We start from the raw sequence: 14,326 nt of genomic DNA, 5'->3' as shown, positions 1-14,326 counted from the left end.
CCGCCATGATCCGCATCGCCTCGATCGACAACCTCGCCCGCCGCGCAACTGGCGAAACAACCCCAACCTGGCGAGACGCATAACCGACGATCAACCACGAACTTCACTCATGGGACGCCCTCTCAGGGCAATGAGCTGGCTCTATCTCAACGGTTCTTCCGCCGGGACCTGCGTACCATCGTGCCGGATCCGATCGAGGAAGCCCGCGCACTTCTGGAGCGTCGCAAGGCCCGCGCCGCCGTGGACGTCCCCGACAACCGTGAGAAACTGTCCGAGTTGGGCCGGCGTGGCATCATGACCTACGCCGAGCGCGCAACACTGCTCTATCGCTCCGACGCCCTTTGGCGGATGGGCCACGGCAACATCGCTCCGTACGAGCTACTGACCGGGTCCGGGAACATGGACCTGCTCAAACGCTCCATCGAAGTGATGGGGGACCTCGTCGACTACCAGCGATGGGTGTTCGTGCCCTCTGGCATCAAGGACCGACTGTTACTGACCATCGGCGACGCCCTGCTGCCCATGGAGTACGCCGTCCTGTCCACCGCCGAGCGTGCCATGAGCCGGATCGTCGATAGCGGCCGATACCACCCCGACTCCCGCAGACTCGCTGAGCAATTCGTGCGCAAATTCGGCTCCAAGATCGTCCTCGGCGTGTATCGGGCGTCCAGACACGCGCCGGCCACGCCCTTCTTCGCACACGCCGATCAGGTACACGAAGCCGTCCACATCGCCATGGCCGACTCCACCCTGCAAGAACACCGTGGCTTCCCCCTTTCGATCGACCTCGCCGACAGCGCATGCCGCGCTGCATTCGGAGCGGAAGTCTTCGACGACGCGGTCTCTGCCGCCTACCGCCTCCACAGCGAGCCCTTCCGCTACCTGCCCGAACGCCGCACCCGGGAGAACTGACATGGACACCGCCCCGCTATGGGAGGACAACGACTACCCCTCCACGCACCTCATGCCGGACCCCGTCACGCCGTCCGAAAAGGAACGCGAGACCGAGGATCAGCAACGCGATGTGTTGGCCTCAATCCGAGGACTTCCCGCCTGGGAAGAACCCGCCGAGTATCAAGGCTCCGTCGGCCGCACCATGTTCGACACCCCTGGTGCCACGGACAACTCGGTAACCGTGTTGCTCCCACCTGAGTGCATCGAAAGAGTGCCAGCCCAATCGATGGTGCGCATCACTAGCTACCCTGACGGCCGTACCTATCTGGGCATCGTCATAGCCGGCCCGTTCGCTGAGCCGGACGGGCTGCGCGCAGACGCGCCATCGTTGACAGTTACGGCCGTGCGGGGAGCGATGTTCATGCCCCGCTACCACGGCCGCGTCCAAGTCGAGATCCTGGGCGAACAACTGGCTTCGAGAGCGTTGGTTCCGCCACGATTTCGACCTCTGCCCAACAGCCCCGTGTTCGCCCTCAATTCCAGCGACACCGCCGCCGTCCTGCATGTAGCCGGGACTATCCAGCTCGGGGTCGCCGCCGGCGACGAAACCATCAACGTCAAGATCGACAGCTCCCGAAAGAGCGTCCTCCCGCGCCACACCGGAATATTGGGCACGACCGGTGGCGGCAAATCCACGACGGTTAGCAGGATCATCAAGGAAGCCGCGTCCACCGACTACGCGGTCATCCTCCTAGACACCGAAGGTGAGTACACCGAGATCAATCAACCGACTACAGACCCCACCATGCTGGCAGCCCTCCAGCGCCGCAGCATGCGCCCGGAGGGAGTCACCAACACCCATATCTTCACCCTGGTCGGGAAGGACACATCCAACCCCACACACCCAGACATTGTGCCGTTCACCCTCGAGTTCTCCACGATGTCGCCATACGTCGTTGAGGAGCTGCTCGATCTCAACGACGCCCAAAAACAACGGTTCGAGAAGGCCTACGACGCAACCAAGCACGTCCTGAAAGATCTCGGCATATTTCCCGAGCCGGGGAATGACAACCACCAGAAACTCGTGGTGGAGCTAGATGAATTCGACACAGGTTATCCACGTATGAAGCTCTCCCACCTGTACGACATCGTGGGGATCATCCACGCCATCGTCAGCAAGGAGGAGCCAGCGGACGTCTTCCTACGCAGCCCAGATTTTCGCAGCCAGAAAGATCAAATCATCACCCGAGTCAAAGGATACGCGCAGGGGACCGATAACCGACTCTCGTGGCGGGCAGTCCTCGGCAAGGTCAGCCGGCTCATGCGCATCAATGTATTCGATCGGCCCGATGCCCAGCCGCTCGATTATGGCAAGCTTCTGACTCCTGGACACGTATCAATCTTCGACCTTTCCGATACCGACAGTCCGCTGCTCAACAACCTCGTCATAGCAGATCTTCTACGTGGTACACAGAAGCGCCAGGACGAGATGTACCAGCAGTCCCAGCAGCCGGATGGGACGCCACTCACCAAGACGCTGATCATCATTGAGGAGGCGCACGAGTTTCTGTCCGAGGAACGCCTGTCCGCCATGCCGAATCTCTTTCAACAGGTCGCGCGCATCGCCAAGCGTGGTCGCAAGCGATGGTTGTCGTTGATCTTCGTAACCCAGCTCCCCCAGCATCTGCCGAGACAGGTGTTGGGCTTGGTCAACAACTTCGTCCTCCACAAGATCAACGACGCGGTCACCATCAGTAGGCTGAAAGGCAGTATCGCTGGCATCGACGAAGCACTCTGGCAGCGACTTCCCGGTCTGGCACCCGGTCAGGCCATCGTCACCTTCACATCGATGACTCGGCCCTTGCTAGTGGCAGTCGACCCCGCCCCCGCCAAACTACGAATGATCGACTAAGAAACCCGTCATTCCGGCCGCCCAAGGGTTCTTCGCGGAGTCCGGCGTAGTACCACCACGTACTCGGTACGCATGCGTTCACCGAACGCCTTCTCTAGGTAGGGCATCACCCTCCTGCGGTCATGAATAGTGCGCTCATACACAACCTCGGCTTCCAGCAACCCGTCCGATAGCTGGGGAGCGATCGCAGCGAAGATCTGATGCGTGGGGACGTGGATTCGACGGATATTGGATGGACACACAACAACCACTACATGCCCCCCGGGCCGAGTGACCCGCGCGCACTCGGAAAGCACATGGGTCATATCGCGAAAGTACCGGTACACGACCCAGGCCTTGGCTGGACTCTCCGCAAGGTCCTGCACGACCTCGTCGACCACGGTATATCCGCTAGCGGGAGGCATCGGCTGCCCGGCCGTTGCCTCCGCGAGCGGCGCACGATCTGTGCCGACGTAGTCGCGGGCATGGGCTCGATACTGATTGACCGAGGTGCTCAACACATCAGCGAGCCAAGCTACGGCGAAGACGTGGGCACGTGGGTAGTCCAGCGCGGACACATAGGGAGGAGAGAAGAACACCAGGTCCATCAATTCACTCCCAACGGACATGGCACGAGCGTCATTGCCAGCCAGCCGCGCGTGATGCCAATCCACGCCGTCGAGCCTCTTACCGAACTCATCCATGAGCCGCGCAGCGCGACGTAGCTGACGCATGAAGCGCGCGACGGTATCCGGGTTCTCCTTCCGCTGCTCATAGTGATGGCGGGAGTGAACCAAGTCCTTGGCATTGGCTACTGACGTGCGCGCAACGATCAAGGAGGAGAAGACCACCCACGCCAGTCGGCGTACCGCGTCATCCGAGGTTGTGGCAAGAATCGCGGACTTTATCCGAGCCAGATCAGCGGACACGTCAGACCGAAACCAGTAGTCCAGTCTGGGCAGATCTGGTCGCCATGAATCATCGAGATCACCCTCGAATGCCTCCTCGATACGGGCAATCAGAGTCAGTACATCCTCTGGCGTGATGGGCGTCGCCTTAGCCATCGCGATCAGCCGCGCAAGGGGGTCGATGTCAACACCATGGCCGATCCGCCCGGTCAAAACGGCTTCCACTAGCGTCGTCCCCGAACCGCACATGACATCAAGAACGTGATCACCGGGATCAGTAAAGGTATTTATGGCCCACTCGGCAAGGGGTGGAGGGAGACGGGCCGCGAACGCATGCAGCTGATGTGTGGCATAAAGATGGCCAGCAGCCGAAAAGTCCAGCGCACCCGGAGAAAGATCATTACGATGCCGATGACATTGGCCGTCCCCCGCTCCCTCGTCAGCTTCACGAACGACACATGTCTTCATCTGCACCCCCTGATCATGCCGCGAATGACGGTCTGTCACCAGCCCAGATCTTCACACCGTGATGAGGCTCGTCCGTCGGCGCGGGGCTCGTCAGGACGCGGTGCTGACGGAGAGGATCCGCGCGCATCACGCGGCCTCAGATCGGATCTACGGGCGCGCGGATCCATACCGACCTGCGCGAGATCGACGGGATCGGTCTCGACTGCAAGCGGACGGCCCGGTTGATGCGGCGGGCCGGCCTTGCCGGGTGACGCCACGCTGGCCGACCGGCGGGCGGTGGCCTATGTGTGCCGATTGATCATCCGTCCAGGTCAAGCTACATGTTGATACTCGCTGAGGATGCCGCCGAGTCGATCACGTCTATGGATGTCGAGCCTGGTGATTGGAGCCGGATGCCTTCTCGGATCGGGAAGCGGGCGGAGCGGAACTGCCTGCTGGAGAGTTCGGTGGGGTCGGTGTTGGTTGATGGGGCCGAATCCACCTCCGATCCGATCCCCCTCAGCGCGAACGCGGCCCGGCCCTACGGAATCATCTACGCCCTCGTCCTGGACCTGGGCCGTCAACCCTGAAGCGTCTGGCCGATCTGTTGACGCATCATTGGCCGCCGCCAAACGGGCTCCCGCTGGTCGCCCGGAACCTCGAAGACTTCGCCGGATTGGAATCCCAGATCTGAGTGATCCCCGCGTGACCGCCACCCCTATGGGGATCGGTGAGGGATCGTACGGCCGGAAACAGGCCGGCACTGTATGGCAAAGCCCGGCACGGCAATGTGTCCATAAGCGGACAAATCGGTACTGAATGACCCCCGACGTCATCATTCAATACAGAACAACCCTCGCACAATGGCGCTTTTAATCCGTAGGTTCAGGGTTCGAATCCCTGGCGCCCCACCACCTTTGACCCCATTTGACCTGCATATTTGCCCGGGTTTGGGGCCTCGCTGTGGAGCCGAGATCACAAGGCGTTGCTCGTTGGTTGCTCATGGGCACGGACTGGGCACACGCCATAGCCCCCTGAAGATCGTTAAGACGCTCCACGCCAAATCAGACCCATCCGATGACCATGAGAACACCCGCGAAGGCGACCCCGAGGGGCTCGATCTTTCCGGGACAGCCTGTTCGCCGGTCAAGCCTCGGTCAATGCGCCGAGGCCGGGCGAACTTCCTTCAGGATGGCAACCGTTCTGACGGGCCCTACCGGAACGGATCATTGTGCTTGTTCGTGCCTTCATCGCCTCGGCTGTCCTTGCCGTGATGGTCACTGTGCCCGCCGCAGCCGCTGGTCCTGGGTGGCGATGCTCGTGGGTGACCAGATCTAGGGGGCGCCGAGCAGGACTTCCAAGCGGCGCGGGCTGTACAGCATGAGCGTCGACACTTCGTCTCGGTCGGGCTGGCCGTGCTGGTCTTCAACGTCGTGAGCCTTCTGGTCGGCTACGGCGCGCCGCGCCTGGTCGGCGTCGACCACAGCGAGGACGTCGGCATCCTTGTCCGATCGCAACCGCAGCGCGGCGAACAGATCAACGCTCGGCACGGATTCACATCAAGAGCAGGATCCGCCCTCACGAGCGGTCGATCACCGTCTGATTAGGACGGCTGGGCAGAATCCGCGAGGCCCGTTGCCTTTTCGTTGGAGCCACTGGTCCAGTGCCTCACCTGCGGTGGATCCTTGTTCCTCGGTCCTCTCCAGCCGATACACGCCAGCGGCTTCAGAAAGGGTCCACGTCATTCGCCCGGCGAGAATCCGTACCGCGCTGGCGGGTCCTGTGTACAGTACGGGTCCCTTGCCGCTTTCCCTGGCCAGCGCGTTCCAGGACTCGTCTTCCGCCAGCACCTTCACCTGCTTGACCAGGTGTTGGCGCTCAGCTCAACTTGGCTCTGACGCTTTCTCTGTGGAGCAGTCACCGAGCGTGACTTCAGGCCGGGCAGCTACCCAGAGGACGTGATCACACTTCCGCAACTCCACGCACACAAACGCGGCCGCCTCGTGATGATCCGGTTCTGTCACCAAACCGATCATGCGAAACGACCGCGAGGCCATCATGCGGCATACGTGCGCGTGCGGGAAGGCCTGCTGCCTCCCGCTGCTCTTCCCCTCCCTGTCCGGCGTCGAGATCACGCAGGTCAACGTCCTGGACGACCACATAGCGATCAGCGCGCGGGACAGGGCCGGCGACGCGAGGTGCCGCGCCTGCCAGACACCGGCCCTGCGCCGTCACGGCAGCTACCGGCGCCGCGTCCACCACGGCGCCATCGAGGGCCGCCCGGTGATGATCGAGATCGAGGTCACCCGCTACCACTGCGACAACCCCGGCTGTGAGCTGGCCACCTTCGCGGTGGAGATCCCCGCGCTGGCCCCGCGGCGGGCGCGCCGCACCCCGGCGATGCGCGCCACACTGGAGGCGCTGGCCCGCGCCGCGGGCGGCCGGACGGGCGCACGACTGGCCGCCGCGCTCGGCATGCGGGCCACCGCCTCCCACGACAGCCTGATCCGACTGCTGCGTGACCTGCCCGACCCGGCCACCGCGCCGGTCACCGTGCTCGGCGTGGACGATTTCGCCCGCCGCAAGGGGCAGGTGTACGGCACCGTACTGGTCGACCTGGACAGCAACACCGTCATCGACCTGCTCGAAGACCGCGAGAAAGACACCCTGGCCGCGTGGCTGGCCAACCACCCGGAAATCGAGATCATCTGCCGGGACCGGGCCGGCGCCTACGCCAACCCTCGGGAATTGCATCAGACGGGCGAGGAGCCGCAGGTCGCCAGGTCGTAAGTGGTTCATTCTCGCGCCGGCTGCGGCTGTGGCTCGAGCGTCTGATCAGGTAGTTTGCCAGAGAGATCCCGTCTGATGCAAGATCTTCCCTTCAGAAGGGATGGTCTGGAGTGGTGCATCGAGGCAGGGTGGCCTTAGCGGGGTCAGCGGGGCTGGAGTTGGTCTCCGGGGTGACGCTGCTGCGGCCTGAGGAGGCGATGTTCGATGCGATGCTGCGGGGTTGGCGTGCTCAGCAGAAGTCGCGGGGGCTTCGGGATGAGACGGTCGAGGACCGGGAGAAACTGATCCGTCGCTTCCATGAGTACACCGACGAGTTCCCCTGGCAATGGTCGCCTGCGCATATGGATGAGTGGTCGGCGTACTTGACGAGCGAACGGCATCTGGCTCCGTCGACCATCCGGGCGTATCAGGGCGACGTCCGGTTGTTCACCGAGTTCCTCATCGATGCCCGTTACGGCTGGGTATCGGCTTGCGAAGAGGAGTTCGGCACCTTCCCGGTGGCGATCTGCCATGAGTGGAACACCCGAGTGCACCTCAACGACTACGAGGGCAGTCCGGAGGCCAGGCCGTTCACGCGCGCGGAGCTCCAGCGGTTCCTGGACTACGCCGATGATCAGGTCGAGCGGGCGGTGCGTTCCGGGCGCAAGGGCGCCTTGGCCGCCTACCGAGACGCGACCATCTTCAAGACCATTTACGGGTGGGGACTGCGCCGGACCGAGACGTCCAAGCTGGACCTGGTCGACTGGGGACGCAACCCCAAAGCGCCCCATTTCGGCCGGTATGGCATCCTCAACGTTCGCTACGGCAAGGCGAAGAGGGGGCAGCCGCCGCGGCGCAGGAACGTGTTGTCGGTGATGGACTGGGCGGTGGAGGCGGTCGCTGACTACGTCGAGAACGTCCGGCCCCGGTTCGGTTACCCCGACCATCCGGCGCTCTGGCTCACCGAACGCGGCGGGCGGGTGAAGCCCTCGGAGATCAACGCCCGGTTCGTCGCCTACCGAGACGCGCTGGGCCTGCCGAAAGAGCTGACTCCGCACTCCGAACGGCACGCCTACGTCACGCACCTCACCGAGGACGGGGTGGACCGGCGGTTCATCCAGCAGCAGGTCGGCCACGAATGCGACAGCTCTACCGCGATCTACACCCACGTCAGCGACGACTTCATGAACACGGCCCTGACCAGGGCATTGGCACCGGCGTTCGCCGGAGGGCGAGGAGGCGACGGGGAATGAACGGCAAGCTCGACTACCGCTGGCATCTACGCAAGGTGATGGCCGACCGCGGCATGTTCTCCACCACCGACCTCCTCGCGCCGCTGGCCGAACGCGGGATCACCTTGTCGACCAGCCAGGTCTATCGGCTGGTGGTGGAGCGGCCCGAACGGCTTAGCCTGAAGATCCTCATGGCGCTGCTGGACACCCTGGACTGCACGATGGACGACCTCATCGAACCCATTGCGGCCGCCATACCCAGCACGCGTCCCAAGAAGGCCGCTGCCGGCGGAATCACGACCACCGACAGCATCGGTGACCTGCGTCCTAAGCGCGCCCGGATCACCGGGACCACACCGTGACCGGCCGCCCTGAACCTCCGGCTCCGGACGATCCGGTCGATGCTCTACTCGACCTGCTGGCCGGGCTCGAGCCCGCTCTTGCGCGGGAGGCCCTCCTCGCGGCGGTGAACCAGGCCGCGGCCCGACCCGACGGACACCGCCGTCTGGCCCAGGCCATCGTGAGCCAGCCCGATCTGCTCACGGGCCAAGGCGCTCGCGCCGAGACGCCCAGCGTCCTGCGTCTCATCGACGCTCTCGCCGAGGCCGGCGCCAGGGCCGTGGTCGTGCCGTCATGCCCGCGCTGCGGCAGACGCAAGCAGCTCGGTCCGCCCATCGAGGGAGTACGCCTCTGCCACGGATGCGGGCCCAAAGCCCGGGCAGTGGCCTGCGGCCGCTGCGGCAAGATCAGGCCGACCGCGCGCCGCAACGACAACGGGCAGCCTCTCTGCCAGAACTGCTGGCACCAAGACCCACGAAGCTGGAAACCATGCGTCAGCTGCGGAAACAACCGGCGCGTCGCTGCGGTCACCGAGACCGGGCCGGTCTGCCAGAGCTGTCGACCCGGCCACGATCTTCCCTGCAGCTTCTGCGGTTCGACCAGCAGCCGGGTCGGTATCTCCCGCGCGATCGGCAAGCCCGTCTGCGAGCGGTGCCGGAAGCGCTGGATCGTGTGCTCGAACTGCGGCACCGGCGCCATGCTCAAGGGCGGCACCCTCGACGAGCCGCTCTGCGCCCGCTGCCTCAACCCCGATCCGACGTTCTGGAAACGTTGCGCGGTCTGCCAGACGACCTGGCAGCTCTCGACCGCCGAATGCGCGCGCTGCTCTCTGGACCGCAAGCTGACCGAGCTGTTCACCTCGCCCGCTGGCGCTACGCCGCGCGAACTCGATCAGCTCCGCGAGGCCCTGGTCCAGGCTGACCGGCCCGACAGCGTGGACACCTGGCTGACCAGGCCCGGAGTCAGCACGACGCTACGCGAACTCGCGAGCGGGCACCGACGGCTCTCCCACGAACTAATCGACACCATGCCGGCCAGCCTCACCCTGAACCACCTGCGGTCGATGCTGGTCACCGCAGGAGCACTCCCCGACCGAGACGAGCGTCTGACCGCCCTGGAGGGGTGGATCGACCAGACCATCGCGGCACGCACCGTCCCTGAGCACCACCGGATCCTGCACGGATACGCCGTCTGGCACCACCTCCGCCGACTCCGCGGACGCCTCAACAGCCAGCCCGTTTCCCACCAGCAGGCCAGGAACGTCCGCCAGCACGTCACCGCCGCCGCGGCCGTCCTGGACTGGCTCGAAGCACGCGAGCTGACCTTGGCGACCTGCACCCAAGCCCACCTCGACCTCTGGCTCACCGATCACACCCAGAGCCACCGGGACCGGTCGGCGAACTTCGTGCGCTGGGCCGTCGTCCACCGGCACGCGTTCCGCCTCACCGCACCAAGCACCCGCTGGCATGCCCCATCCGGACCGCTTGACCAGGACCGCAGATGGGACGACGCGCGCCGCCTCCTCCACGACGAGACCTGCCCAACCGCCGACCGGGCCGCCGGGCTGCTGATCATTCTCTACGCGCAAAAGCTCACCGACATCACCGCCCTGACGATCAACCACGTCCACCAACGGGACGGCCACACCTTCCTCTACCTGGGCAGTCGGCCCATCGCCCTGCCCACTCCGTTGGACGACCTCGTCAACGAGCTCGTCGCCATCCGGAAACCGCGCGGTGGCGGAGTCCTCAACCCAGAATCGGCCTGGCTGTTCCCCGGACGCTGGCCAGGACGCCCTCTGACCGAAGGCGCTCTCGCCCGCCGCCTCCACGAGCTCGGGTTGAACCCCCGCCAGGACCGGAACACCGCCCTGTTCACACTCGCCGCCGAACTCCCCGCAGCGATCCTCGCCAAGACCCTCGGCATCAACATCAAAGGCGCCATCCAGTGGCAGAAGATCGCCGCTGGCGACTGGTCCACCTACGCCGCCGACCTCAGCCAGAGACCAAGAACCTGAGGATTCGGACAGTTCCAATACCCGACTGCACCGTTGGACGGCGCACGAGCGGGCGCACCCCAGGCCACCCAGATCGCCGACCGCTGGCACCTGTGGCACGGCCTGGCCGGATACGTCGACAAGACCGTCGTCCGGCACCGAGGATGCCTACGTCAGCCCTCCGCCCCCGAAGCCGACCAGGCCATCTCCGGCGAACAGGCCACCACCAGCGACGACATCACACCGCCCAAGCAGACGCCCACGGCCCACGAGCTGAAGATCGTCACCAGGACGAAAGAACGCCACGCGGCCATCACCGCCCTACACGAGCAGGGCTACTCGATCTCGGCGATCGCCCGCGCCCTGAACCTGGAACGGCCCACCGTCCGCCGCTTCGCCACCGCCGCCAGCCTGGAGGAACTGCTCGCCAAGACCCTGGAACGCGCGAGCGTCCTGGACCCCTTCGAGCCTTACCTCCAGCAACGGATCGCCGAGGGCTGCCACAACGCCGCCCAGCTCACCCGCGAACTCAAAACACTCGGCTACACCGGCTCCGGCCAGGCCGTCCGCCGCTACGTGCAGCCATTGCGCGCCACATTACCCCCACCCGCGCCCGGCAGCCCCGGCCCTTATCAACCTCCGCCCCCACCACCCGACCCGCCGGCCGCCCGAAAGATCACCCGCTGGCTGCTCACCCACCCCGACCACCGAACCGAAGACGAGACCTTGCAGCTCAAGGATGTGTTGGCCCGCTGTGAGCACCTCGATCACCTGGCCGGCCACATCACCGAGTTCGCCAAGCTGATGACCACCCTGACCGGCGACCGCGATCACCTGGCCGCCTGGATGAATGCCGTCGAGGCCGATGACCTGCCCGACCTGCGCTCCTTCACCACCGGGCTGCGCCGCGACCTGGACGCCGTCGTCAGCGGGCTCACCATGCCACACAGCTCGGGACCGGTCGAAGGGATCGTCAACAAGATCAAGGCGATCAAGCGTCAGATGTTCGGCCGCGCCAACTTCGACCTGCTCAAGATCCGCGTCCTCCACGCGCTCTGATCACATGGCGTGACACTCCACAGAGAAAGCGTCAGAGCCAAAATCGCAGAGCGTCATCACCTGTGCCGCTCGAATATTGAGTTGCGTGTACTGAGCTGCGGTTATGCCGCGTGATGGTATTCGCTGATCATGCCTGTGACGACTACTTCTCGCTGGATGGATCGCAGGTCGGCGAGTTCGGCTGCGTCCCGACTGTGCTGGGCTTCGGTATCCGGGGGTCGTTATTGTCTGGCTTGGTGCAGCCGATGGCCGTCGTAGTGGATCAGATACTCGCGGAGCACCCGAGTCAGGTGCCGCTCGCCGAGGATGAGGATCCGGTCCAGGAGCTCACGGCGGAGCGTTCCGATCACGCGTTCGCAGACGGCGTTCATCCTCGGCGTTCGCGGCATCGTCCTAATGATCCGCATACCTTCAGCCCTGAGCACCTCCGCGAACGCGGCGGTGAAGAGCGGATCGCGATCATGGATGATCAGCCGCAGCGTGCCAATGCGATCACACAGGTCCATGGTGAGATTGCGAGCCTGCTGCACAGCCCATGCACCGGTCGGGTGCGCAGTTACGCCGGCCAGGTGCAGTCTCCGGGTCCCGTGCTCGATGAACACCAGCACATACAGCCGCTTGAGCAATACCGTCTCCACCACGAGGAAGTCACACGCGATGATCGCTTGAGCCTGAGCGGCCAGGAACTGCCGCCAAGTCGGCCCGGCGCGGCGGGGCGCTGGCTTGATACCCGCAGCATGCAGGATCTCCCACACCGTAGATGCTGCGATCACGTAACCCAAGCGGGCCAGCTCGCCTTGGATTCTCCTATGCCCCCACGCCGGGTTCTCCCGCGCCATCCGCACAATCAATGTCTTGACCGGCCGACGAGTGCCGGGCCGCCCCGGAAGCCGTCGGTCGGTGTAGGTCCACTTACGCGCGACGAGCTTACGGTGCCAGCGCAGGATCGTCGCCGGGGTGACCCGAAAGATCCCAGCCCACTGCCGGCGGTGGACCAGCCGGGACAACGCAGCGAGCCAAAGCCGATCGGCGTGATCCAACCGCGGTCGGCCTCCAGTCTGACGTCGCAGCACCTGGTTCTCGTGACGGAGCACGAGCAGTTCGACGTCCTTGGACAGATCAGAGCGAACCAGCACCGCAAGGAGGCCGAGCAGGCTCCGAACCAATCGGTAGAGCAGCGACAACAGCACCTCGAGATGGTCGCAGCCACGGCGCTGATCCCGCAGCAAAATTCCAGCTCACAGCGCGAAGCCAAGTTTCCGAGCGGTACACGCGTTCCCGCTCGTGCATCAGGAGCGCCGGATCGTAGACGAGATGAATCAATCTGCAGCCTGATGCCAGGAACGACGGATCGATTGCGCTTCATGCCGGAGAATCTGGGGTGCACGCCCCGACGTCTCTAAGGTCTCCAAGCACTCCTCAAGCTCGGGAGATCTGGGCATTTCACGAATCCATGCCAAAGCCAGCCGCTGCCAGTATGCGCTGGGGCGCGCGACGGCAACACGAAGTATGGCCATTAGAGGAAGGCGATCTTGCAACCATCCTGGCGCAAGCCCGAGCTCTAGACCTCGGTGCTCAAGTTCTGCCTTAACGACGCCATAGGGACGCTCCAACAGTGGCAGTAGCCCAATTGGTGACCGAGGGTCAACTTCCCGCATTGGAACCTCTAGATTGCCCACATACAGCATTGTGCCATTGAGAATACCTACCCACCCATCCTCCCCGATCGGGAGGATGGGTAGCCACGTCATCGAGAACCCCTCAGATATGCCGCTGTCCAGTGTACCCATGTTACCAGCCGTGCTTGATTGTAATGCCGTAACTCTCCATCGTCTCGAGAAACTGCAGTCGGACGCCATAATCCCAGTTCTGATAGAAATGCCCACTCATCTCGTCAGTGAAGAATTCGCCCTTCGGGCCTCGCCGAAGCTCTCCCCCCACCACAGTGGACGTGTCCGCGTCAATACTCTTAGCCAGTCGCTGGTGCGGGCTTAGGCCGACGGTACTGATCTCATGCGCTGCAGGGTTGCCTACGGCGAACCGGCCCGTCTTCGGGTCGAAAACGTACTCGACTAGGCCGTTCTTAGGATAGTAATTTTTGAAGGCTGCTACCGATTTCACCTGACCACTGACTTCGATGACTCCTGCGACAGGTCCGCTGCCTGCAAGTTTTGCTCCTGTTGCACCCGCTCCTGCTGCACCTGCTGCACCCCCGGCGGGAGTTCCTACCGTCCCAAGCACGAGTTTGGAGAAATCTGCCATCCCGGATGAGGATTGAGGGTCAGCATTGGGACAGGGAATGAAGAAACAGTGGACGAAACCCGGATTATTGGCCTCATACAAGGCGTCGGCTTCCTTTTTGGAGGCCGCTTCCGCTTTCTGCATCTTCCGCAGCGCTGCCGCGCGTGCCCGTGCGGCCTTCTCTTGCGCAGCCCGGACTCTCGCCCAATAGGCACGCTGCCGTTCCCGGGCAGCAGCTGCTTCAGCACGCTTTCTACGCTGCTCCTCCTCCCACTTTTTGCCATTTCCTTGGTGGGTCTCCCCCAGCGTTGCGTTGGCCGCAGCGTTTCCCGCGTCGATGCGCAGCCCGGACGGGTCGGACAGGCCGATCGGGTTGTTTCCCGCATATCCGTAGGGGTTGGCCCATTGGGGTTTGCGCAGGTCTACAGAGGTTGAAAGGCTGGCTTCTCGGGTTACGGTGGTTCGGGTTCGAGGATCAGTTCGGTCTGGGCGATGATGGCGTCGAGCAGGCCGGGTCGGTATTGCAGCCGCTTGAGGTGGTGCTTGATGA

General features: G+C 64.0%; 12 protein-coding genes. 8 read left to right on the top strand and 4 right to left on the bottom strand.

Annotated features, from left to right (window positions below; genetic code table 11):
• Window positions 1-180: 180 nt before the first annotated feature.
• Complete coding sequence (locus ABGB08_RS53140; protein ID WP_347607730.1) at window positions 181-912, top strand: hypothetical protein; 732 nt, start codon at window positions 181-183, stop codon at window positions 910-912.
• Between the two features lies 1 nt (window position 913).
• Window positions 914-2,806, top strand: coding sequence for an ATP-binding protein (locus ABGB08_RS53135; protein WP_347607727.1), 1,893 nt, complete (start codon window positions 914-916; stop codon window positions 2,804-2,806).
• An 8-nt stretch (window positions 2,807-2,814) separates the two neighbouring features.
• Here ABGB08_RS53135 and ABGB08_RS53130 read toward each other — a convergent pair whose 3' ends face one another.
• The gene (locus tag ABGB08_RS53130) at window positions 2,815-4,161 is read right to left on the bottom strand and encodes a DNA methyltransferase (RefSeq protein WP_347607733.1); all 1,347 of its coding nucleotides are present in this window, start codon (window positions 4,159-4,161) and stop codon (window positions 2,815-2,817) included.
• A gap of 392 nt (window positions 4,162-4,553) precedes the next feature.
• Here ABGB08_RS53130 and ABGB08_RS53125 point away from each other — a divergent pair, with 392 nt between their 5' ends.
• On the top strand, window positions 4,554-4,730 hold the full coding sequence (locus ABGB08_RS53125; RefSeq protein WP_347607724.1) for a hypothetical protein: 177 nt from the start codon (window positions 4,554-4,556) through the stop codon (window positions 4,728-4,730).
• 744 nt (window positions 4,731-5,474) lie between these two features.
• Here ABGB08_RS53125 and ABGB08_RS53120 read toward each other — a convergent pair.
• Entirely contained in the window at window positions 5,475-5,690 is a 216-nt protein-coding gene (locus ABGB08_RS53120) for a hypothetical protein (RefSeq protein WP_347607721.1), read from the bottom strand.
• 484 nt (window positions 5,691-6,174) lie between these two features.
• Between ABGB08_RS53120 and ABGB08_RS53115 the strand changes: the two genes are divergently transcribed.
• From ABGB08_RS53115 to ABGB08_RS53095, 5 genes are all read left to right on the top strand, one after another.
• Window positions 6,175-6,930 (top strand): transposase, encoded by a 756-nt coding sequence (locus ABGB08_RS53115; protein ID WP_347607718.1) that lies wholly within the window; start codon window positions 6,175-6,177, stop codon window positions 6,928-6,930.
• Between the two features lie 128 nt (window positions 6,931-7,058).
• On the top strand, window positions 7,059-8,162 hold the full coding sequence (locus ABGB08_RS53110) for a tyrosine-type recombinase/integrase (protein WP_347607715.1): 1,104 nt from the start codon (window positions 7,059-7,061) through the stop codon (window positions 8,160-8,162).
• Complete coding sequence (locus ABGB08_RS53105) at window positions 8,159-8,503, top strand: helix-turn-helix transcriptional regulator (RefSeq protein ID WP_155361307.1); 345 nt, start codon at window positions 8,159-8,161, stop codon at window positions 8,501-8,503. The genes ABGB08_RS53110 and ABGB08_RS53105 overlap by 4 nt, the downstream gene beginning before the upstream one ends.
• Window positions 8,500-10,497 carry a hypothetical protein gene (locus ABGB08_RS53100; protein ID WP_347607709.1) on the top strand — a complete coding sequence of 666 codons (1,998 nt, stop codon included), beginning with the start codon at window positions 8,500-8,502 and terminating at the stop codon, window positions 10,495-10,497. The genes ABGB08_RS53105 and ABGB08_RS53100 overlap by 4 nt, the downstream gene beginning before the upstream one ends.
• 33 nt (window positions 10,498-10,530) lie before the next feature.
• On the top strand, window positions 10,531-11,535 hold the full coding sequence (locus ABGB08_RS53095) for a transposase (RefSeq protein WP_347607706.1): 1,005 nt from the start codon (window positions 10,531-10,533) through the stop codon (window positions 11,533-11,535).
• 221 nt (window positions 11,536-11,756) lie between these two features.
• On the opposite strand, the gene ABGB08_RS53090 is transcribed toward ABGB08_RS53095, so the two are convergent.
• Window positions 11,757-12,725 (bottom strand): integrase core domain-containing protein, encoded by a 969-nt coding sequence (locus ABGB08_RS53090; RefSeq protein WP_347607703.1) that lies wholly within the window; start codon window positions 12,723-12,725, stop codon window positions 11,757-11,759.
• Between the two features lie 601 nt (window positions 12,726-13,326).
• Complete coding sequence (locus ABGB08_RS53085) at window positions 13,327-13,920, bottom strand: polymorphic toxin type 43 domain-containing protein (protein ID WP_347607700.1); 594 nt, start codon at window positions 13,918-13,920, stop codon at window positions 13,327-13,329.
• Window positions 13,921-14,326: the final 406 nt, after the last annotated feature.

The sequence above is a fragment of the Acrocarpospora sp. B8E8 genome (assembly GCF_039871605.1).
In the GTDB taxonomy this organism is placed as follows: domain Bacteria; phylum Actinomycetota; class Actinomycetes; order Streptosporangiales; family Streptosporangiaceae; genus Acrocarpospora; species Acrocarpospora macrocephala.
The sequence above is the reverse complement of the archived record's forward strand: the minus strand, read 5'-3'. Positions and strand labels throughout refer to the sequence as shown.